Below are 20361 nucleotides of genomic sequence, written 5' to 3'. Positions count from 1 at the left end.
ACCGGGTATCGCCCGCCCTCCTCAGGGCGCTTCGGGCGATACCCGGTGGGCCTACCGCATTTCTCAAGGTCGCATCCCCGCCTCGCTGGAATACCGCGTGGTCAATGACGGCCAAGTTGTGGCCCGAACCGACCGCAACGCGGGCGAGCTGCAGGTACGCGGCAACCTGGTCACCGGTTCCTACTACCACTCGCCTACCGCTGAGCCGGGCGAAATCGCCTCCGAATTTCGCGGCAAGCAGGTCGAGGCTGCAGAGGGCAAGTTCACCGCGGATGGCTGGCTGCGCACTGGCGATGTCGGCTCGGTCACCAAGGACGGCTTCCTTACCGTAGAGGACCGCGCCCGAGATGTCATCCGCTCCGGCGGCGAGTGGATCTATTCCGTCCAGCTGGAAAACCTCATCATGTCTGACCCACTCGTCGTCGAAGCCGCCGTTATCGGCTATCCCGATAAGCAATGGGTCGAGCGCCCACTGGCCGTTACCGTCTTGGCAGAAGGTGCTTCTCCCACCATCGAAACCGCAGAGCGCCTGCGCGCCAGCATGCGCAAGGAGCTGCCGAGTTGGATGCTGCCGGAGTACTGGACCTTTGTAAAGTCCATCGATAAAACTTCCGTGGGCAAATTCGATAAGAAGGATTTGCGCACCCACCTGGCAGAAGGCGAGTACAACATCATCCGGCTCAAGGGTCCAGGCGAATCGCAGCGCCTCGCTGCCACCAAAGCCACCGATTTAAGCCGGGAAAACTAGGAATAATATCCTTCTCTAAGCCGTTGCAGCTTGGTGTACCTCATCCCCTCTCTTAGACTGGCACCGATGACCTCTTCCACGCAGCGACCCGTAGTTTCCCTGCCCCTGCCCACCGTGGTCCGGGCGCAGTCGCCAGCGGATCTGCCCGCCTCGGCTGCTGATGGCACGCGCGCACTGCTGGATCGCTATGGCCGCCAAGCCCGCGACCTGCGCGTCTCCCTCACGGATCGCTGCAACTTGCGCTGCACCTATTGCATGCCGGCCGAAGGCTTAGAGTGGATGCCCACAGAGAAGACCTTGAGCGATGAGGAAACCATCCGACTGATTCGAATTGGCGTCGGCAAGCTGGGCATCCGCCAAGTGCGTTTTACCGGCGGCGAACCCTTGCTGCGTAAGTCGCTGGAAAAGATTATTGCCGCCACTAAAGAGCTGCGCACCGACCAGGGGAGATCCCCGTCCACCGCGCTAACCACCAACGGGCTTGGCCTAGAAAAGCGCGCCGGCGCCCTCGCCGCAGCCGGACTCGATCGCATCAATATCTCGCTCGATACCATCGACCGCGAGCGCTACGCCGCGCTCACCCGCCGCGACCGCCTTGATCACGTGCTCCAGGCCATCGCCGCTGCGGATGCCGCAGGCCTCCACCCCATCAAAATCAACGCCGTGGTCATGCCCGGGGTCAACGAAGAAGACATCGTCCCGCTAGCGGACTATGCCGTCCGCCACGGTGCTCAGCTGCGCTTCATCGAACAGATGCCGCTTGGGCCCCGCGAGCAATGGCGCCGCGAGGACATGGTAACGGCCGAAGATATCCTTGGCCGCCTGCGCACCCACTTCTCCATGGAGCCCGCCCACGAACCGCGGGGATCTGCCCCCGCCGCCCTGTGGGAGGCCACTGCTCCGGATGGAACGCGCGGAACACTGGGCATCATTGCCTCGGTCACCCACCCCTTCTGCGGCGACTGCGATCGTACGCGGCTGACTACCGACGGCGCCGTGCGCAACTGCCTCTTTGGCAATTCCGAAACCCCGCTGCGGGAACTATTGCGCTCTGGGGCCAGCGATGAGGAGATCATGGAGGCCTGGGCTGGGGAAATGTGGAGCAAAAAGCCTGGCCATGGCATCGATGACGAAGGCTTTCTGCAACCGGACCGTCCGATGTCTGCCATCGGCGGCTAACCTTATTTTTATGTCCACGCCCCGCAGCATCTCCGCGCACCTCGATGCCGTCCTCACCCTGGCATCCCCCCTGCCGGCCGAGTCAGCCGCCGTCGATGCCTCCCTCATCAGCCGCGTCCTCGCCGCCGATGCCACCGCGCGCTTTCCCGTGCCGCCCCACGCCAACTCGGCGATGGATGGCTTCCTCGTCCACGCCGCGGATCTTCCCTCCCCCGGCCCATGGACACTCCCCGTCGCCGGCGATGTACCAGCCGGTGCCGCCCCTACCGAGGTCCCCGCGGGACACGCGGTGCGCATCATGACCGGCGCACCGGTAGCTGATACCGCAGGAATGCTTGTCGTGCCCGTGGAAAATACCACCACCCCGGCCGGCCCCGTAGCGCTTCCAGACGAGGTGACCATCACCGATGCTCCCACCAAGTCACATATCCGCGCCGCCGGGGAGGATATCCAGCCCGGCGCGCCAGTGGCCACAGCAGGCACGCTTGTCGACGCCGCCGTAATCGCCGCTCTCACCTCCGCTGGCGTTTATTCCGTCTCGGTCCACCGCAGCCCACGCATAGCGATCATCTCTTCTGGCGAAGAACTAGTCTCTTCCCCAACAGAGCTCGCTCCCGGCCAGCTGCCGGATTCCAACGGCCCCATGCTCGCTGCCCTTGCAGGCGCAGACGCACACGTCCACGTGGGTGATGCCCCTGCGGACCTCGCCTCCGCGCTGGATGAGCTTGCCTCCTCCCACGACCTCATCATCACCTCCGGCGGCGTTTCGGCCGGCGCGTTCGACGTCGTCCATACTGTGCTGAGGCGCACGGATTCCGCGTGGTTCGGGCACGTCGACCAGCGCCCGGGCGCCCCACAGGGCTACTCCAATTGGAAAGGCACCCCGATATTATGCTTGCCCGGCAACCCCGTGGCTGCCTTCGTAGATTTTCAGCTCTATGCTCGTCCCCTCATCGCCGCGCTTTCTGGTCACCCCGCGCCACGCGAGCAGGTCCACCTACGCGCCCGCGTAGACTCGCCCCTCCCGACCTCCCGCGGCCGGCCTACCATTGTGCCCGTGACCGTAGACTTCCAGGCGGAGCCCGCCATTACGTCGCACTTACCTCACGGCGGCCATCGCATCGTATCGCTCGCCGGTACCAATGGCTTTTGCCTCATCTCCTCCGAGCCGCCCGCCTTGGGTGAGGAGACCACCGTTTATCTGTATTAAGGAGCAACCATGAAATTTACCCACCTAAATTCTGACGGCGCCGCCTACATGGTCGATGTCACCGAGAAGCAACCCACCGTGCGCACTGCCACGGCCGAGGGCGAAGTCGCTTGCTCTCCCGAGGTCATGACCGCTTTGCGCGACGGCACGGTGCCCAAGGGCGATGTCCTAGCTGTAGCCCGCATCGCCGGCATTTCCGCCGCCAAGAAGGTCCCCGAGCTGCTTCCACTAGCGCATACCATCGGCGTGCACGGTTGCGCTGTGGAGCTCACGCTTGCCGACGACCACGTCTCCATCTCCGCCACCGTCCGCACCGCCGACCGCACTGGCGTGGAAATGGAAGCGCTTACGGCCGTGAATGTTTCCGCGCTCGCCATCATCGACATGGTCAAGGGCGTGAACCGCTCCGCCTATATCCGCCGTTGCGGCATCGTGGCGAAATCCGGCGGCCGCTCCGGGGACTGGTCCCGCACCCTGCCGGAGGCCTAATGCTCGGCGCGATAATCCTCGCCGGTGGCCACGGCCGACGCATGGGCGGCACAGATAAAGCCTCTCTTTCCGCCCACGGAACACGTTTTATAGACCGCCTGCTCGCCCAGCTCCCCTACGGCACCCCGGCCGTGGCCGTCTCACCGCATTATCTCGGCCTACCCCAGGTGTGCGAGTCCCCGCTCTACGGTGGTCCCGTCGCTGGCATCGCGGCCGGCGCACAAGCGTTATCCCACTGCACCGAACTTGTCCTCTTCGCCGTGGATGCCCCCGATTCGCCGCTACTGCTTCCCCGTCTGCGCTCGACCCTCGCCTCCTCCACGGCCGATGCCGTACTCACCCGCGCCGCCGACGGCTACCTCCAGCCGCTGTGTTCCCTCTGGCACGCCCCCGCGCTCCACACTCAGCTCGAATCCCTTCCTACGGCTAGGAACGTCTCCGTCCGCCGCCTCATCCGCGGTGTGAATTTTGTCGAGGTCCCTGGCACCGGCGCCGAACGCGACTACGACACACACGCGGAATTGCGCGAGCTCCCCCTGCTCTGCTTCCCGGACCCTGCCCTCCCCCTTCGCGCTCACCGCAGCTCGCTGAACTAGGCCACGGCACCGCACTGGTGAGCGGCAAGGGTAAGGGTCTTCTTCCCACCACCCTTCGCGCTCACTAGCAGCCGCGGGTAGCACGAAATCACCGTCCCGGTGAGCGCGAAGGGGAAGCTGCAGAACTACCCCGCTCTTCGTGATCACCGTGAAGCCGCGGATTTATGAAACTTGTTTCATGGTGAGCGCGAAGGGTGTATCGAGCGAGGCTGGCCTACTCCGTAACGATGAACTTTCCGTGCTGCCCCTTCTCCGCGTTTGTCATGATGTGATTCACAAAGGAATAAGTGCCCGGCTCGTTGAAGGTCATTTCGACGAATCCGCCTTGCGCTGGAAGCAGGTCAAGCGCTTGCGAACCAGTGGAGTCCTCATTCTTGATGAGGTAAGCGCCTTCCTTGTAGGCGGTATCGAATTGTTCGCCCACAACGTGGAAGCTCAGCGGCTGGTCGGGGCCTAGATTGGTCAGCCACAGGCGAACAGTATCGCCCACCTTGGCCTTGATGGGTTCTGCATCGTACTGGCCGGGATAATAGTTAAAGGCCATGAGGTCGAAGCGGCCGTCGGCTACGCGCTGGGCATCGGCACCAGTGTTTTCCTCACCGAGGAAGACGTCGGTAGCCATGAAGTTATACTCCGCGTCTACGGGCTTCAGGTTCGGCGGATCGATGATGACGTTGCCGGCCATGCCGTTAGCGATGTGGAGGGACATGGGCATCATAGAGCAGTGATACATCCAAATGCCGGAGCGATGCGCGGTGAATTTGTAGGTCAATTCCTCACCCGGTTGGATGGATTTCATGGTCTCATCAGGGTTGACCTCGCCGGCGTGGAAGTCGATGGAGTGGGCCATGGAGCCCTCGTTTTTGATGGTGATTTCGAATTTATCGCCCACTTTTCCGCGCAGGGTCGGGCCTGGGGCTTGGCCGTTGAAGAGCCAACGCATTTGCTTGATGCCGGGGGCGACCTCTACGACCTTCTCGGTCATCGTCCAGGTCTCTTTGTGCGTCTTCGTTTCGGCGGCAGGCTGCAAGGTGGCGTCAAAGGCGGAAAAGCCTTCGCGCTGGGTGCCGAGTTCAGCGGCGGTAGGCACGTCCACGTGGGGGTTGCTTGCAGAAGCCACCGTGTGGTCATGCCCTGCAGCGGCGCCATCTCCGACGTTGACCTTAAAAGTCATGCCCTGCATCTTGTGGCCGGCGATGGTGCAATAGCCTTCCGCGGAGGAGTCGATGACTCCGGCATCAAGTTGGACGGTCTCGCCGGGATCGACGCGGCCGGTCTCGGCATCACCTATCTTCAGGTCATGGACTTGGTCACCCGAGTTGGTGAAGTTGACCACCAGATGGGTTCCAGGGTCGATATCGATAGACGAGGGCGTAAAGGCCATGCCATCCACACCAACGTCAATGGTCTGCGTTTCACCAGAGGCTACAGGCGTAGCGGACTGAGAGCTCTTGCCGGTGGAATTGACCACCGCGAGTGCGATAACTGCCGCTAACGCGATACCGATGAGTAGCCACGAAGCCCAAGATGAGTCCTTGGAGGCGGGCTTGTCCGCGGGTTGTGAGGAAGAAACGCTCAGCATTTAGTTCTCCAGTCTTTTCTGTAAGTAAAGGGCTCGGCCAACGGCGAAGATATTGGCGGCAAGACCTATCCCCATCATGATAAGCCCGGCCGCAATAGCATCCAGCAAGCTAAGTAGTCCGCCCAGGTTGATGAGCAGCAGACGAGCGTAACCGGTGCGGTCCGCGGTATTGGGGCGCGCCCCGGTAAGTATGGGCAGCAGGTGGTGTAGGACACCGGTCACCAGCTGCAAAAGGCCAGCACCGAGGAAGGCGGGAAGCACAACCAAGGTGATGGTGCGCGGGTAGGCTCCGACGGCTGCGGAGATGGCATCACCGGCGCACAACGCCAGCATCCACAGCAGGCCGGCGATGACGGCAACGGTGGCGGTGGTCAGCCGTGGTGAGCGCCCCATGACGGTAGCGAGTACCGGCTGGATGATGAGCAGGGCTGCCAAGACCACGAGCAGCTGGGCCACGCCTGCAGCTCGGGTGAGGCCTACCGCGTATAGTGCCATCGCACATCCCAGCCCCACGCAATGCACGATGAGCGCACGGGTACATCTTGCACGGGCGGTGGAGGAAATCGCAGTGGCAGACAACGTGGGAAGCAGCGTGACCACCGTGCCGATGACGGTCAGCCAGGCAAATCCCCAGACCATACCGCGCGAGTGCGCGCCGATGAGGAGGGAGTACTCGCCTACCCTGTTGCCGCTGAGGATGACGAGTACTACGGAGACAATCATGAACACGCTAGCGGCGATATAAAAGGGCACGGTCACGGCAAAAGAACCAGACAATGAGCCGCGTAGGCGCCGCGCGACGAACCACAGATGCCAGGCGAGGGCGGCGATGATGAGGGTTGAGGCGACGTCGGCAAGCGGGCCCCAGTCATACCCCGCCCTATCGATGAGCAACAAGATAAGCCCGATCTGGACTAGTGCCACGCGACTGCCGACGCCCCGGTAGTCCCCACCCGCAGTCCTAGTCAAGGCCTCGGTGAAGTGGGTGGAAAAGACGATGATCGCCGTGGTCAGCGCGCCAATTGTGAAGGGGTGGATGATATCCCACCACACCACGGGTGCGCCCAAGGAGCTAGCGATGAGCAGGCCGAGGCCGACAAGGATCCATCCTGCGATAAGGGCTGCGGTCAAAATATGCCAGCGGCCGCGCGCGGCCAGTGAAATGTCATGAATGCGCACGTCGCGCCTCCTTGCTGGTCAAGGTAATGCCGCAGGCAAGAAAGCCTATTACCGCAATAATGGTAACCACCCCGCCGCTTTGGAGCGCTGTGGTGTGTTGGGCACAATCTGCAAGGACTCGCAGCGCAAGGCCACCATGCAAAAGCCCCACAGGTACGTAGAGCACTTTGTGGTACGGCAAGCGGCGGCGAATAACAGAGGTGACGATGATGGGCGCGTGCGCGAAAATCATGGACATGACAAAGCCCAAGAAAATGGTATGCACCGAGGCATCATAGGCAAAGCTGGTAGCCTCGCCATAGATCAGCCACAAGTACCCGCCGAGCGCGAGCCAGGCGTAGCCGGCCAGCATGCATGCCGCCGAATAGCGCGGCAATCCTTGTGAGCGCACCAAGTTCTTGGCCACATCCACCCGCGCGGTGGCCGCGGCGATAGCGATCAGCACCAGCCCCATAGCGCGATAGCCCACCGCCGGGGAAAGCATATAGATAACGCTTACTGCCGCCAGCCCCAGCACTAAGAGGGTGAGCTGATTTTCGGCGCGCGTTCCGGCCATGGTTATGCGCGCTAATTCCATGCGCTCGCCGATGATGGTGGCCACGGCATAAAGTGCGCACAGCGGCATCGCTGTAGCAAACCCCGGCCCCATGGCCCAGAGGGCGGCGGCGACTACTCCCCCAACGACGCCGACTGCCTGCACCAGAATCGCGAGGCTCGTCCGACGGCGGTAGATAGTGGCATAGATGCAGCCAAGGCAAAGGAATCCGGCGGCAAAGAACATGGCTGCGACCCCACGCGGTAGGCCGATAAGAATGCTGAGCACGCCAGCGACGTGGCATACAGGCCCCACCCAGGCCCACGTGGTGCGCACGGCGACGGCGCGTTCGAGGCCTATGGCTCCGCCTACGAAACCAAAGACCATTAGCGGCCCGTGGTCGGCAGCAAAGGATGCTCCCGGGGTGGCGTTCAAACCCAGGAGGGAGGCGCCCGCACCCAGCCCAACCAGCAGGGATACCCCTGCACAGGCGAGAAAAATAAGGCGATGCGCCACGCTATTATTTTGCACGAGTTTTATCGTACTAATATTGGGGTCAGAGCGAAACTCGCACCCCAGTAGAAAGGACTACTTGCCATGCAGCTGCCCATTTCCGACGCCAATAAGCCGCATTCCATCCCCACCCTCAACGCCTCAGAAATTCCGCACGCCGTCCGCCACGGTGCCATCCATGGCGCATTGGGCACCCTTAACGTGGGAGAGTCCATGATCCTCATCGCCCCGCACAACCCCATTCCGCTGCTCAAAGAGGTCGAGTCCCGCGAGGAGAAGTTCGAGCTCGACTACCTCCAGGAAGAAGAAAACGACTTCCATATCAAGTTCACTCGCGTGAGCTAAACCTTTGTCCGGCGGAGGGCTATTCTAGGTAGGTCAAGCCCGTCGCCGAAGAAGCCGAAAAGGAGCTCTCCGCAGATGAAAAGATGCATCGCCGCACTCCTCGTTGCCTTGGGATTCGCCGTTTCAGCCTGCGCTCCGCACACGTCAGTAACCTCGCCGCAGGATACGGCGGATCCCACGCTCAATGTACTGGCGGCCTCATCCACCCGCGTTATCAATGAGGAACTTACCCAGCGCGCGGGCCAGCTCGAATCTCCGGTGAATTTGAGCTTTGAAAATGGCGGCTCTTCCGATCTGGTGAGCAAGCTGCGCGAGGGTGCCCCGGCCGATCTTCTCCTCACGGCTTCCAAAAAGACCATGGATAAGGCGGTCCAGGATGGAACCGTGACCGCCCCCGAGGTGCTCGCCACGAATGTCATGGTCATGGTGGTACCTAAAGGAAACCCGGCGGGAATCCATTCTGTGCAGGATCTCGCCCACGCCCACCACTTCGTGCTCTGCGATCCGCAAGTACCCTGCGGCGATATTTCCTCCCAGATCATCGATGACCAGCATTTGGACGTGCACCCCTCCTCCCAGGAGCGCCAGGTAGCGGATGTTTTAGGAAAGGTGGCCTCGGGTGAAGCCGATGCTGGATGGGTCTACTCCACCGACGCCGCTGCGGCCGGCAATGATGTTGAGGTGATTGATATTCCTGGGGCGGAGAAATTCTCTAATCAGATCCTGGGCGCCGTTGCCACGGACGCCTCTCATCCCGACCAGGCCCGGGCGGTGCTCAATTTGTTGGCCAGCGACTTTGATTCCACCTGGCACCACCTTGGCTTCAGCCCAGCGAAGTAGTCTATGTCCGCCCCTCAGCCTGTCCTCCCCAAGGCCCCGCTGCTTATCGGCCTCATTGGTCTCATTGCGGTAGCTACCATCATTGTTCCCGTGGCAGCTCTCGGGCTGCGGGTGCCGTGGGCGCGCATCAGCGATTACCTTGGCCGCGAAGAGATTCGAGACATGCTGCTCATCTCCGTGGCGGCGGCTTTCCAATCCATGCTGCTCGCGCTCGTAATGGGCTTGGGCCTGGCATTATGGGTCCAGCAGCTCGGTCGCGGCAGCACCATTATCCGTCTTTTGGTCTACCTTCCTCTGGCTATGCCACCGGTGGTCGGCGGTTTGGCCCTTACCGCAGCCTTAGGGCGCAAGGGCTACCTCTCCCCGCTTCTCGACGCCCTGGGCATCCACCTCGCCTTCGCCTTCCCAGGAGTCGTGGTGGCGCAAACCTTCGTGGCACTGCCCTTTGTGGTGGTAGCGGTCGATTCGGCGCTGCGCCAACTAGACCAGGAAATCCTCGCTTCGGCGCGGGGCGTGGGCTTGGGGCGTTGGGAGATACTCGGCAAGATCACCCTTCCTTCGATCGCGCCGGCTGTAACTACCGGCGCGGCGCTGGCCTTCGCGCGCTCATTGGGCGAATTTGGCACGACACTGACCTTTGCCGGCTCTCAGCCAGGGGTTACCCGCACGATGCCGCTGGGCATCTACTTAGAGCGCGAGGTCGACGCGGACGGCGCCTACGTGCTCTCCGCCCTGCTTATCGGGCTGGCCTTGGTCTGCCTGGCGCTTGCGGGCTTGCCGGCCCTGCGCAGGCGGCGCTACCAGCCGCAGGCAAGGCAGCTGCATTCACTGGACGTGGACAAGCTCCGCGAGCTCACCCAGCCCACGAATGCGCAGGCGGTATCCGTGACGGTCGAAGGCGTGCGCACGGCTTTGTCTCCGCGAGCCATTACGGCCGTGGTGGGCCCGAACGGCTCCGGAAAGACCACTTTCATGGGACGCATTGCTGGGCGCCTAAGCGGCGGTGAGGTTTCTCCAGGCGCAACCGGCATCGTCTTACTCACCCAGCGGCCGGGCTTGCCGCCGCGCTCGACGGCCCAGCAAGCGGTCGCCATGGTTACCCGCGATAGGACCCGTGCGCAGGAGCTTCTCGCGGCAGCAGGATTGCACGAGCTTGCCGACGTCCCAGTAACAGCCCTCTCCGGCGGCCAGGCCGCCCACGTGGCCCTGGTGCGCGCGTTAGCCGCGCGACCAGCCGTTCTCATATTGGACGAGCCACTTGCCGCAGTCGACGTGAAATCGGCTGAGAGGTGGCGCCACTTTCTGCACGCGGCACGCGAGGATAGGACCACCCTGCTCGTTACCCATAACGCGCTCGACATTGCGAACCTGGCGCAAGACATGCTGGTCATGGAAGCCGGACAGGTGCGAGCGCACGGCGCTACCGCGCGGCTCCTTAATGCCCCGCCGACTGGCTTCGTTGCAGCACTCGCGGGGCTTAACCGCCTTGAAGGAACGGTAACCGCCACAGATGCCTCCACTGTGGAGGTCGCCTGCGGGGAGATTACTATTTTGGCAACGACGGAATACGCACCTGTTCAGCCTGGGCAGGAGGTGGCGGTGACATTCGATCCGCATGCGGTCACCATCGGTGCCGTGCCGGAAGCCTGTAACCAGTGGGCTGTGCGAGTCCTAGCGGTAGAGGCCACCAGCCTCGCAGCCGCTCAGCTGCGCGTGGACCTGGGCGGTTACGAGGCCACCGTACCGGTAGATCGCGAGTCTGCTTTAGGTTTTGCGGTGGGTAGCACCATATCCTTGGCAATATCTACAGCAAACGTTTTTGTCCACCCCAAATAAACTCTCTGTTATGCAGACCCCAAGGCGGATTTCCTACCATGCCTGACTCACTACCCCGGCCCACCACCGAACTCTTCCCCGAGGCCCTCAATCTCTCGCCAAAGCAACGCGAGGTACTCGCAGCCTTACAACGCCACCCCAATGGCGCCAAAGCTGGCACCGTGGCCGAGGAGCTTGGCATGCACGTCAACACCGCCCGTGGCCACATCGATGAGCTGGTCAACGCCGGAGCTATAAACGTGCTATCCGCGCCGAGTAAGGGCCGGGGACGCCCTTCCCTGATTTTCCAAGTCCGCGTCCCAGACAATAAGACCGTGGCAGAGGAATACATCACCCTGGTAGAAGTGCTGACCACCATGCTGGCGGGCAAGGAAGACCTAGACGACGCCGCGTCCGCCAAGGCCATCGAGATCGGGCGCCGCTGGGCACGCGCTGCAGGCGCGGAGGGCCCCCACCGCGCGCTCGATACGCTCTTTTCCACGCTGCGCGATATGGGCTTTGACCCCGCCATGCAGCCAGACTCTACCGACATGGAGCTCCGTGCCTGCCCGTTTGTGTCTTCGGGACTCCAGCCTTCACCATTCCTCTGCGCGGTACACGCTGGCTTCCTGCAAGAAACTACCGATGAAGGCACCACCATTAACCTGGTACCGCGCCAGCCGCACAACGTATGCAGGCTGGAAATTAAGCCTGCGTAAGCTCCACGCTGACTGGGCCGGCGATGGCGAGGTCGAGGACGCGGAGGCTTTGCTCGCGGGCGTCGGCAAGAATGCTCTCATCGATGTCCTCGGTATGCAGCACCATTACGGTCGGACCGGCGCCGGAGAGGTAGGCTGCGTATCCTCGGTTGCGCAGACGGTTGACCCACTCCGCGGTCACAGGAAGCACATCCGCTCGGTACGGCTGGTGCAGGCGATCGCGAGTGCCTTCCCACAAAAGGTCCGGATAGTTTTGCAATGCAGCCACCTGCACCGCGGTGCGCGAGACGTTAAACGCCGCATCCGAATGCGTCACGTGCGACGGCAAAACGCGACGCACCGCCTGGGTAGACGCGTGGAAATCCGGCACGAGCGCGGTGGCACGAATATCTTTATGCACCTTGATGGAAGCAGCGCGATAGTCCGGCAAGGAGTGACCATCGACGGGGACATTGGTCCACGACACCACGGCATCACCCAGCACGGAGGCGGCCGCATTATCGGGGTGGCCCTCAAAAGCGGAAGAAAGCTGCACCACCTGCTCTTGTGTAAGGGGGCTTCCCGCCAGTGCATTGCCAGCGGCCACGCCCGCCACAGCGGCAGAGGCGGAAGAGCCTAAGCCACGCGACTGCGGAATATTATTATGCGAAACCACCCGCAGGCCCGGCACGGTAGCATCGGCTGTCGAAAGCGCGGAGCGAATCGCCTTAACCACTAGGTGGGAGCCATCGCGCGGCAGGTCTTCTGCGCCCTCACCAAAAATCTCTACCTCCAGCCCAGAGGTGGTGACCTCTACCTCGACGGTGTCATAAAGGCTTAGCGCCATGCCCAAGGTGTCGTAACCGGGGCCAAGATTCGCCGTAGAAGCGGGAACGGTCACGATTGCTTTGGTGCCGACTTCAACTTCGATACTCATAGCTATTCAGTCTATTGCGTCGGGCTAGCTGCCGAGGCGGATTACGGAATGGACGGCCTTGACCTCATCTAGCTCATCCAAGTCAGCCACGATCTTGTCCAGGGTGGCTTCCTTGGCAGCATGAGTGACCACGATGAGGCGAGCAGTATCTTCGCCGTCCTCTTGGCGTACCGTGCGCAGGGATACGCCATTATTGGCAAAGGCCGTAGAGATAGCCGCGAGCACACCGGTGCGGTCTTGTACCTCCATATCGATGTGATAGCGGGTTTCCACCTCACCAAAGTCGGCGATAGGAAGATTGGCGTAGGTATTTTCACCCGGTGCGCGGCCGCCGTGGACGATATTGCGGGCTGCACCGACGACGTCGCCAAGCACGGCAGAAGCCGTAGGATTGCCACCCGCGCCATTGCCGTAGAACATCAGGGAACCTGCGGCCTCGGCCTCGACGAAGATGGCGTTATAGGACTCGCTGACAGAAGCCAGCGGGTGCTCCTTGGGCACCAAAGTGGGGTGTACGCGGGCGTTGACGGCTTCGGAGCCGTCCTCTCGCTGGAGGCGCTCGCAGATGGCCAATAGCTTGATGGAATAACCAGCGTCATTAGCCGCCGCGATATCCGCGGCCGTGACCTTGGTAATGCCCTCGCAGTGCACATCTTCAAACTTCACGCGGGTGTGAAAACCCAAAGATGCCATAATGGCGGCCTTGGAGGCAGCGTCGTGGCCCTCAACATCCGCGGTGGGATCAGCCTCGGCGTAGCCCAGGCGGGTGGCCTCGGCCAGTGCCTCATCATAAGAGGCACCCGTGGACTCCATGGCATCCAAGATGAAGTTGGTAGTGCCGTTGACAATACCGGAGATGCGCTCTACCTGATCACCGGCCAAGGAGCGGCGCAACATGCCCACCACCGGGATGGCGGCGGCCACGGCAGCCTCAAAGTAAAGGTCCACGCCGGCACGGTCAGCGGCCTCTGCCAGCTCATCCGCATGCGCGGCCACCAAGGCCTTATTTGCGGTAACCACGGACTTGCCGGAATTGAGCGCGGCGAGGACCAACTCGCGCGGAAAATCAATGCCGCCGATGACCTCAACTACAAGGTCGATATCCTCGCGCGCAACAAGTGCCTTGGCATCATCGGTCAATAGCTCCTGGGGTACCCCTGGGCGCAGCTTATTCTTATTGTGGATGGCGATGCCGCGAATCTCGGCTGGGCCGCCAATGCGGTGAGCAAAGGCATCAGCATTTTCTCCCAGCAGGCGGAAGACCTCAGCGCCAACGGTGCCGAAGCCCAGCAGCGCGATACCAACGGTCTCGCCTTCGCCTTTGCCGGAATGCTTTTGTGCCTGAAGCTCACTAGTCGGTGCAGCCATAGTCCGTCTCCATATTGAAGTTGGGGTTAACGTGTCGTTCCCGCTCAGTGCGGATACAGGACACTATACAGAACAAGCTGTCTACTTTCGCCCTAAATAGACCCATAGATAGAAAAAGCCCCGCCACAAGGCCTGAATTAAATTAGGTTTTGTGGCGGGGCTGCGGGCGCCGGCTAGTCGACCTCGAGGGAGAGAAGATCCTCGATGGTCTCGCGCCGCAGCATTGGCTTGGTATGTCCCACGCGCGTGGCGACGACCGCAGGGCGCACCGCACCGTTATAGCGCGAGGACATCATGTACTGGTAGCCGCCAGTAGCCGCAAAGGCAATCAAGTCTCCCGGCTGGATATCATTGGGCAGCTCGCCATCCTCAAGGAGGATATCTCCGGATTCGCAGTGGAAACCCACCACGCGCGAGGGCACCTCTTCCCCATCGCTAAAGCGGTTGACCACGCGCACGTCATACGCCGAGCCGTAAAGCGCCGGACGTATATTGTCCGACATTCCGCCATCGATAGAGATATAGCGGCGCAGGGGCAGATCGGACTTGCCGGTTTCTACATCCTTGACGGTACCCACGCGGTAGACGGTCACCGCAGAGCCGGCGACCAAGGAACGGCCAGGCTCGACCAAGAGGAAGGGCGCCTCAATGCCCAACTCCTCTGCGGTGTACTTGACCGCACCGAGCATATCGCTGGCCACGCGCTCGATATCCAGTGCCTCCTCATAGGGCATATAGGGAATGCCGAAGCCACCGCCCAAATCGAGCTCTTCCAAAGTCACGCCCAGTTCGGTATAAATCTGGCGGTACAGGCCCATTACGCGCTCAGCGGCAAGCTTGAAGCCTTCCGCGTTGAATACCTGGGAGCCCACATGGCAGTGCAGGCCGCTTAAGTGCAGGTTCTCTGCCTCCAAGCAGCGCTTGGCCGCGGCGAAGGCCGCACCGGTGGCTAGCGAAATTCCGAACTTTTGATCCTCATGCGCTGTCGCGATGAATTCATGCGTATGCGCATCCACGCCCGGCTTGACGCGGATCATGACCGGCTGGACCTTGCCCGCTTCCCCAGCGATGCGATTGAGTTCTTCGAGTTCGTGCTCATTATCGATGACGACGTGACCCACGCCGGCATCTACACACAGCCGCAGGTACTCTTCGTCCTTATTATTGCCATGCGTGGTAATGCGCTCGGCCGGGAATTCTGCCGCCAGTGCAATCTTGAGCTCGTTGAGGGAGGCCGCGTCCAAGCACAGGCCTTCCTCATTGACCCAATTCACGATCTTTTTGGAAATGAATGCCTTGGAGGCATAGTGCACATGCTCCGGGCCGCCAAAGGCACGCGCCATGTCTTGGCAGCGGGACCGGAAGTCATCTTCATCAAAAACGTAGAGCGGGGTGCGGAATTCCTCCGCCAAGTCCGGCAGCGGAACGCCAGCGATGGTAACTACGCCGTCTTCCTCGCGCTGCGCATTGCGCGGCCAGACATGGGCGGGCAGCTCATTAAAATCCGCCATTTACATCTTCTCCGGGGTGCTTACGCCCACCATGGTCAAGGCATTAGCCAGGACCACGCGGGCTGCCTGTGCCAATGCCAGGCGGGCGCCATGGATAGGAGCCTTTTCCTCGCCGGCCTTGGGCAGGACCTGGCAAGAGTCATAGAAACGGTGGAATACCGCAGCGAGGTCCTCGGCATAGCGGGCAATGCGGTGCGGTTCGCGCAACTGCGCTGCCTCTTCCACTACGGCCGGGAATTCACCCAGCGTACGGATGAGATCTCCCTCGCGTTCGTGTGTAAGCAGGGAAAGGTCCGCACCTTCGGCATCGACACCCAGCTCGGCTGCCTTGCGGCCGATAGAGCACAGGCGGGCGTGGCCGTACTGCACGTAGTAGACGGGGTTATCGGAGGACTGGGATTCCCACAGGCCGAGATCGATATCGATGCTCTGGTCCACAGAGGAACGCACCAGGGAGTAACGGGAGGCGTCCACGCCGATGGCGGCCACGAGGTCCTCCATGGTGATAACTGTGCCCGCACGCTTGGACATGCGCACCGGCTTGCCATCGCGCAAAAGGTTGACCAGCTGACCAATTAGTACCTCGACAGCATCGGCATCGTAGCCCAAGGCGGCCGCTGCCGCCTTCAAGCGCGGCACATAGCCGTGGTGGTCCGCACCCAGCATGTAGATATTCAAATCATGGCCGCGGTCGAACTTATCAGCTACGTAGGCGATATCGCCTGCGATATAGGCCGCATTGCCATCAGACTTAACCACCACGCGGTCCTTCGAATCACCGTAGTCGGTGGATTTGAGCCACCACGCATTCTCGGCCTCATACATATTGCCTTCAGCCTTGAGCTTGTCCAGCGCAGCGTCGACCGCACCGGACTCAAAGAGGGAGTTCTCGTGGAAGTAGACATCAAAGTCCACGCCAAACTCATGCAGAGATTGCTTAATCTGCGCAAACATCATCTCTACACCGTCTGCGCGGAAGGCTTCCTGCACTTCTTCATCGCTGCCCTCCAGGGCGGATGGATTCTTCTCCACCACGGCCGCTGCGATGTCTTGGATATAGGCTCCGCCATAGCCATCCTCCGGAGTTGGCTCGCCCTTCGCGGCCGCCACGAGGGAGCGGGAGAAACGGTCAATCTGGCCGCCATGGTCATTGAAGTAATACTCGCGGGTAACCTCCGCGCCGGATGCCTCCAGCACGCGACCCAAGGAATCTCCTACTGCGGCCCAACGAGTACCGCCGAGGTGGATCGGACCGGTGGGGTTAGCGGAGACGAATTCTAGATTCACCTTCTTGCCTGCAAAGGAATCATTAGAGCCATACTCCTTGCCGGCGCGGAGAATCTGCGCGACGATCTCCCCCTGGGCATCGGCAGCAAGGCGAATATTAAGGAAACCAGGCCCGGCAATGTCGGCCTCCGCAATGGCGTCATTTTCCGCCAGGGACTCTGCCAACCAGCCTCCTAGCTCGCGCGGGTTAGCTCCGGCCTTTTTGGCCACCTGCAGTGCCACGTTGGTGGCATAATCGCCGTGTTCAGGATTGCGAGGGCGTTCGACGGTTACCGTTTCGGGCAAGACGGAGGAGTCAAGGTCATGGCTTTCCATGACCTTGGTGGCAGTTTCTTTAATCAGTGTGGCCAAATCAGCTGGTGTCATGTCGCACGATTCTAGTGGACTGAAAAGTCAAGTGTGAAAAGGGCCGTGCCCTAAAAGTCCCCTTTACTGCACAAACGGCTGATAGAGACTTTCCGCAACACTAATATTGCAAAATAATCGCTGGTCAACGAGGAGACGCATTACGCACGTACTGCTTAAAGGGAGTAAGGTTGTGACTACCCCATGTCAAAAATCAACGAGGAGCACCGTATGCGCATTGCGCTATTTTCCACTTGCATTGGTGACGCCCTTTTCCCGGACGTACAAAAGGCAACGGCACTGGTTCTCTCCCGCTTGGGCCACGAGGTGGTCTTCCCGGAAGAACAGACCTGCTGCGGCCAGATGCACATCAATACCGGCTACCAAAAGGAAACGTTGGGCATGATCCGCTCCTATGCGGATGCCTTCGCAGATCCCTCTATTGACTACGTAGTTGCGGCCTCCGGTTCCTGCGTGGGCGCCGTTCGTGAACAGCACGAGCGCATCGCCGACCGTTTCGGCAACTCCGCCGACGTCGACGGCGCCCGCAAGACCACCCAAAAGACCCTGGATCTACCCGAATTCTTGGTCGACGTTGCCGGCGTGACCAATGTGGGCGCATTCTTCCCGCACCGCGTGACCTACCACCCCTCCTGCCACGGCTTGCGCTTCCTGAAACTGGGCGACCGCCCGCTGCAGCTGCTCCAAGAAGTAGAGGGCATCGACCTGGTCACCCTTCCTAATAAGGAAGAATGCTGTGGCTTCGGCGGTACCTTCGCAATCAAGAATGCGGAAGTATCCCGCGCGATGGTCACGGATAAGACCCGCCACGTTAAGGAGACCGAAGCAGAATTCGTCACCGGCGGTGACTCCTCCTGCCTGATGAACATCGGTGGTGCCCTGAGCCGCCAGCGTTCCGGTGTCCGCGCCGTTCACATGGCTGAGATCTTGGCTTCCACCAAGGAGCACCCATGGACTCCTACCTCCGCCGCCTACTCCAAGGAGACGATGCTCTAATGACCTCTTTCCTCGATACCACCCCACCGCGTGCGCCGGAAGGCTACGGTAACCTGCGCGGCAGCAAGGCCTTTGTTCCCCTCGCACACGTTGGCCTAAACAACGCCACCCAGCGCCACAACCTGCAGCATGCCACCACCTCCATTCGTGAGAAGCGCTCTGGCGCTGTAGAAGAGCTGGATGATTGGCAGGAGCTGCGCGCCGCTGGTTCCGCAATTAAGGAAGATGTCGCCGCCCGCATGCCAGAACTGCTCGAGCAGTTCGAAGAGGCAGTTAAGGCGCGCGGTGGCACTGTCCACTGGGCACGCGATGCCAAGGAAGCTAACCAGATCATCGAGGGTCTGATTCGCGCCACCGGCGAGACCGATGTGGTCAAGGTTAAGTCCATGGCCACCCAGGAAATCGGCATGAACGAGCACCTGGAGGCGGCGGGCATCAACGCTCGCGAGACTGACCTGGCAGAGCTCATCGTGCAGCTGGGTGAAGATAAGCCATCCCACATTCTGGTTCCGGCTATCCACCGCAACCGCGCCGAGATTCGCGATATCTTCGTCAACAAGATGCCGAATACCGATGACTCCCTGCAGGCGGAGCCGGCCGAACTGGCCGAGGCATCCCGCCAGTTCCTGCGCGAGCAGTTCATGAAGGCCAAGGTTGCCATCTCTGGCGCCAACTTCGGCGTGGCAGAAACCGGCACCATCAACATCGTGGAATCCGAGGGCAATGGCCGCATGTGCCTGACCCTGCCGGAGACCCTCATTACCGTCATGGGCATTGAAAAGCTGGTTCCTACCTTCCAGGACCTGGAAGTCTTCCTCCAGCTGCTGCCGCGTTCTTCCACCGCGGAGCGTATGAACCCATACACCTCCATGTGGTCCGGCGTTACTGAAGGCGATGGCCCGCAGAACTTCCACTTGGTGCTGCTGGATAACGGCCGTACCGCGGCCCTGTCTTCCCCGATTGGCCACCAGGCCCTCAAGTGCATCCGTTGCTCGGCCTGCCTGAATGTTTGCCCGGTCTACGAGCGCGCCGGCGGCCACGCCTACGGCTCGGTCTACCCTGGCCCAATTGGTATTTCCCTGACGCCGCAGCTCACCGGCATGAAGGACCACAACGATCCTTCCGCCAGCCTGCCTTATGCTTGCTCGCTGTGTGGCCGCTGCGACGAGGTTTGCCCGGTTAAGATTCCGCTTTCTGACGTCATTTTGGAAAACCGTCACCAGAAGGTCACCCACGCCACCCCACCAATCGAGCCGAAGCTCTTCAAGACCATCCAGATGCTGTGGAGCAACCCGAAGCTGTGGAACAAGGCAACCCACATGGTCGCCCTGGGCCGCATTCTGGGTGGCACCAACAAGACCATCGAATCCCTGCCACTGTTTATGTCCGGTTGGTCTGAAGGCCGCGATACTGCGGTTCCACCAAAGAAATCCTTCCGCCAGTGGTTCGAGTCCGAAGAAGGCAAGGAACTTCTTGCCGAGGCCCGTGAGGAGTCCAAGAAGTGAACGCAAAGCAGGAAATTCTAAACCGCATCCGCTCCGCTCAGAAGCAGGCTGGTCTTCCCGACCACGTTGACGCCCCGCGCGACTACCAGCACGAAGGCACCCTGAACGCGGACGAACTGCGCGATATGCTCATTGACCGACTCGAGGACTACAAGGCCGAGGTGCACGTCACCGAGGAAGGCGAGCTGAAGCAGGCAATCGCCAAGATCCTTAAGGACCGCGAGTGCAACGACATCCGTTATGCCGAGGGTATGGATGCCAGCCTATTCGAAGGCTTCGACGCAAAGCCGGACGATAAGAGTGTCGATCCGCGCACCCTCAACGAGACTGACGCAGTGGTCACCTTGTCCCACGTCACCTCCGCTCAGACCGGCACCATCGTGCTCGAGTCTGACGAGCGCTGCGGCCGTCGCGCGCTCACCCTGGTCCCGGATCGCCACCTGTGTATCGTCCACCAGGATGAGATCGTCTACGGCATCCCCGAGGTCATCTCCCGCATGGATCCGGAAAAGCCCGCAACCTGGATCTCTGGCCCGTCCGCTACCTCCGATATCGAGCTCACTCGTGTTGAGGGCGTACACGGCCCGCGTGACCTCATCGTCCTCATCGTCAAGTAGGTTGCATAGCCCTCGCCCCGACCGGTGAGGGCACCCACCTGCTGT

19 protein-coding genes and 2 pseudogenes are annotated in these 20361 nt (G+C 61.3%); 14 read left to right on the top strand and 7 right to left on the bottom strand.

Going from position 1 to position 20361, the window contains the following annotated elements; genetic code table 11:
- The 5 genes from MHK04_RS09055 to mobA all read left to right on the top strand — a co-directional run.
- The coding region (locus MHK04_RS09055) for an AMP-binding enzyme (protein WP_239227043.1) at positions 1-748 on the top strand (748 nt) is incomplete at its 5' end.
- Positions 749-814: 66 nt separating this feature from the next.
- Positions 815-1927: a GTP 3',8-cyclase MoaA gene (moaA, locus tag MHK04_RS09050; protein WP_239208300.1), complete on the top strand. Its 1113-nt coding sequence runs from the start codon at positions 815-817 to the stop codon at positions 1925-1927.
- Between the two features lie 10 nt (positions 1928-1937).
- Positions 1938-3137: a molybdopterin molybdotransferase MoeA gene (locus tag MHK04_RS09045; RefSeq protein ID WP_239208299.1), complete on the top strand. Its 1200-nt coding sequence runs from the start codon at positions 1938-1940 to the stop codon at positions 3135-3137.
- Between the two features lie 9 nt (positions 3138-3146).
- Entirely contained in the window at positions 3147-3626 is a 480-nt protein-coding gene (gene moaC, locus MHK04_RS09040) for a cyclic pyranopterin monophosphate synthase MoaC (RefSeq protein WP_239208298.1), read from the top strand.
- Entirely contained in the window at positions 3626-4222 is a 597-nt protein-coding gene (gene mobA, locus MHK04_RS09035) for a molybdenum cofactor guanylyltransferase (RefSeq protein ID WP_239208297.1), read from the top strand. The genes moaC and mobA overlap by 1 nt, the downstream gene beginning before the upstream one ends.
- A 214-nt stretch (positions 4223-4436) precedes the next feature.
- Here the strand turns inward: mobA and MHK04_RS09030 are convergent, their stop codons facing one another.
- Genes MHK04_RS09030 through MHK04_RS09020 form a run of 3 tightly spaced genes read right to left on the bottom strand, consistent with a single transcriptional unit; the run spans position 4437 to position 8049 of the window.
- Positions 4437-5804, bottom strand: coding sequence for a multicopper oxidase domain-containing protein (locus MHK04_RS09030; RefSeq protein WP_239208296.1), 1368 nt, complete (start codon positions 5802-5804; stop codon positions 4437-4439).
- Entirely contained in the window at positions 5805-6983 is a 1179-nt protein-coding gene (locus tag MHK04_RS09025; protein ID WP_239208295.1) for a beta-carotene 15,15'-monooxygenase, read from the bottom strand. It lies immediately after the preceding gene.
- Positions 6970-8049, bottom strand: a complete 1080-nt coding sequence (locus tag MHK04_RS09020) for a DUF8744 domain-containing protein (protein ID WP_239208294.1) — start codon at positions 8047-8049, stop codon at positions 6970-6972. Before MHK04_RS09020 ends, MHK04_RS09025 begins: the two co-directional genes overlap by 14 nt.
- Positions 8050-8115: 66 nt before the next feature.
- Here MHK04_RS09020 and MHK04_RS09015 point away from each other — a divergent pair, with 66 nt between their 5' ends.
- The 6 genes and pseudogenes from MHK04_RS09015 (at position 8116) to MHK04_RS09000 (ending at position 11750) form a co-directional block, all read left to right on the top strand.
- Positions 8116-8376 carry a DUF2249 domain-containing protein gene (locus MHK04_RS09015; protein WP_239206808.1) on the top strand — a complete coding sequence of 87 codons (261 nt, stop codon included), beginning with the start codon at positions 8116-8118 and terminating at the stop codon, positions 8374-8376.
- 75 nt (positions 8377-8451) lie between these two features.
- Positions 8452-9216: a molybdate ABC transporter substrate-binding protein gene (modA, locus tag MHK04_RS09010; protein WP_239208293.1), complete on the top strand. Its 765-nt coding sequence runs from the start codon at positions 8452-8454 to the stop codon at positions 9214-9216.
- A 3-nt stretch (positions 9217-9219) separates the two neighbouring features.
- A pseudogene (locus MHK04_RS12355) lies at positions 9220-9975 on the top strand (ABC transporter permease); the annotation flags it as partial.
- A 75-nt stretch (positions 9976-10050) separates the two neighbouring features.
- Positions 10051-10467, top strand: a pseudogene (locus MHK04_RS12350) (ATP-binding cassette domain-containing protein); the annotation flags it as partial.
- Between the two features lie 129 nt (positions 10468-10596).
- Positions 10597-11052, top strand: a complete 456-nt coding sequence (locus MHK04_RS12345; protein WP_411350905.1) for a TOBE domain-containing protein — start codon at positions 10597-10599, stop codon at positions 11050-11052.
- A 38-nt stretch (positions 11053-11090) separates the two neighbouring features.
- Positions 11091-11750 carry a helix-turn-helix transcriptional regulator gene (locus tag MHK04_RS09000; RefSeq protein ID WP_239208291.1) on the top strand — a complete coding sequence of 220 codons (660 nt, stop codon included), beginning with the start codon at positions 11091-11093 and terminating at the stop codon, positions 11748-11750.
- On the opposite strand, the gene thrB is transcribed toward MHK04_RS09000, so the two are convergent.
- The 4 genes from thrB to argS all read right to left on the bottom strand — a co-directional run bounded on the left by thrB (position 11737) and on the right by argS (position 17198).
- Complete coding sequence (thrB, locus tag MHK04_RS08995; protein WP_200287707.1) at positions 11737-12666, bottom strand: homoserine kinase; 930 nt, start codon at positions 12664-12666, stop codon at positions 11737-11739. The two genes, MHK04_RS09000 and thrB, sit on opposite strands and share 14 nt — an antisense overlap.
- Positions 12667-12690: 24 nt before the next feature.
- Positions 12691-14034, bottom strand: a complete 1344-nt coding sequence (locus tag MHK04_RS08990; RefSeq protein ID WP_239208290.1) for a homoserine dehydrogenase — start codon at positions 14032-14034, stop codon at positions 12691-12693.
- 173 nt (positions 14035-14207) lie between these two features.
- Positions 14208-15545, bottom strand: a complete 1338-nt coding sequence (gene lysA, locus MHK04_RS08985; protein WP_239208289.1) for a diaminopimelate decarboxylase — start codon at positions 15543-15545, stop codon at positions 14208-14210.
- Complete coding sequence (gene argS, locus MHK04_RS08980) at positions 15546-17198, bottom strand: arginine--tRNA ligase (RefSeq protein WP_023021777.1); 1653 nt, start codon at positions 17196-17198, stop codon at positions 15546-15548. It abuts the gene before it with no gap.
- Positions 17199-17408: 210 nt separating this feature from the next.
- Between argS and MHK04_RS08975 the strand changes: the two genes are divergently transcribed.
- From MHK04_RS08975 to MHK04_RS08965, 3 genes are read left to right on the top strand one after another with little or no spacing between them, the layout of a single operon-like run.
- On the top strand, positions 17409-18194 hold the full coding sequence (locus tag MHK04_RS08975; RefSeq protein ID WP_049361528.1) for a (Fe-S)-binding protein: 786 nt from the start codon (positions 17409-17411) through the stop codon (positions 18192-18194).
- Entirely contained in the window at positions 18194-19699 is a 1506-nt protein-coding gene (locus MHK04_RS08970) for a lactate utilization protein B (RefSeq protein ID WP_239208310.1), read from the top strand. Before MHK04_RS08975 ends, MHK04_RS08970 begins: the two co-directional genes overlap by 1 nt.
- A complete protein-coding gene (locus tag MHK04_RS08965; RefSeq protein ID WP_239208288.1) occupies positions 19696-20316 on the top strand; it encodes a LutC/YkgG family protein in 621 nt (206 codons plus the stop codon). The genes MHK04_RS08970 and MHK04_RS08965 overlap by 4 nt, the downstream gene beginning before the upstream one ends.
- The last annotated feature ends 45 nt before the right edge of the window (positions 20317-20361 follow it).

Source organism: Corynebacterium nasorum (genome assembly GCF_022345765.1).
Lineage (GTDB): Bacteria > Actinomycetota > Actinomycetes > Mycobacteriales > Mycobacteriaceae > Corynebacterium > Corynebacterium kefirresidentii.
The sequence above is the reverse complement of the archived record's forward strand: the minus strand, read 5'-3'. Positions and strand labels throughout refer to the sequence as shown.

Excerpts from the sequence above, each read along its gene's own strand:
- MHK04_RS09000 (WP_239208291.1), top strand. The coding sequence starts at position 11,091 with ATGCCTGACTCACTACCCCGGCCCACCACCGAACTCTTCCCCGAGGCC.
- MHK04_RS09030 (WP_239208296.1), bottom strand. The coding sequence starts at position 5,804 with ATGCTGAGCGTTTCTTCCTCACAACCCGCGGACAAGCCCGCCTCCAAG.
- MHK04_RS12345 (WP_411350905.1), top strand. The coding sequence starts at position 10,597 with ATGCTGGTCATGGAAGCCGGACAGGTGCGAGCGCACGGCGCTACCGCG.
- modA (WP_239208293.1), top strand. The coding sequence starts at position 8,452 with ATGAAAAGATGCATCGCCGCACTCCTCGTTGCCTTGGGATTCGCCGTT.
- moaA (WP_239208300.1), top strand. The coding sequence starts at position 815 with ATGACCTCTTCCACGCAGCGACCCGTAGTTTCCCTGCCCCTGCCCACC.
- lysA (WP_239208289.1), bottom strand. The coding sequence starts at position 15,545 with ATGGCGGATTTTAATGAGCTGCCCGCCCATGTCTGGCCGCGCAATGCG.
- MHK04_RS08970 (WP_239208310.1), top strand. The coding sequence starts at position 18,194 with ATGACCTCTTTCCTCGATACCACCCCACCGCGTGCGCCGGAAGGCTAC.
- argS (WP_023021777.1), bottom strand. The coding sequence starts at position 17,198 with ATGACACCAGCTGATTTGGCCACACTGATTAAAGAAACTGCCACCAAG.
- thrB (WP_200287707.1), bottom strand. The coding sequence starts at position 12,666 with ATGAGTATCGAAGTTGAAGTCGGCACCAAAGCAATCGTGACCGTTCCC.
- mobA (WP_239208297.1), top strand. The coding sequence starts at position 3,626 with ATGCTCGGCGCGATAATCCTCGCCGGTGGCCACGGCCGACGCATGGGC.
- MHK04_RS09015 (WP_239206808.1), top strand. The coding sequence starts at position 8,116 with ATGCAGCTGCCCATTTCCGACGCCAATAAGCCGCATTCCATCCCCACC.
- moaC (WP_239208298.1), top strand. The coding sequence starts at position 3,147 with ATGAAATTTACCCACCTAAATTCTGACGGCGCCGCCTACATGGTCGAT.
- MHK04_RS09045 (WP_239208299.1), top strand. The coding sequence starts at position 1,938 with ATGTCCACGCCCCGCAGCATCTCCGCGCACCTCGATGCCGTCCTCACC.
- MHK04_RS08990 (WP_239208290.1), bottom strand. The coding sequence starts at position 14,034 with ATGGCTGCACCGACTAGTGAGCTTCAGGCACAAAAGCATTCCGGCAAA.
- MHK04_RS08975 (WP_049361528.1), top strand. The coding sequence starts at position 17,409 with ATGCGCATTGCGCTATTTTCCACTTGCATTGGTGACGCCCTTTTCCCG.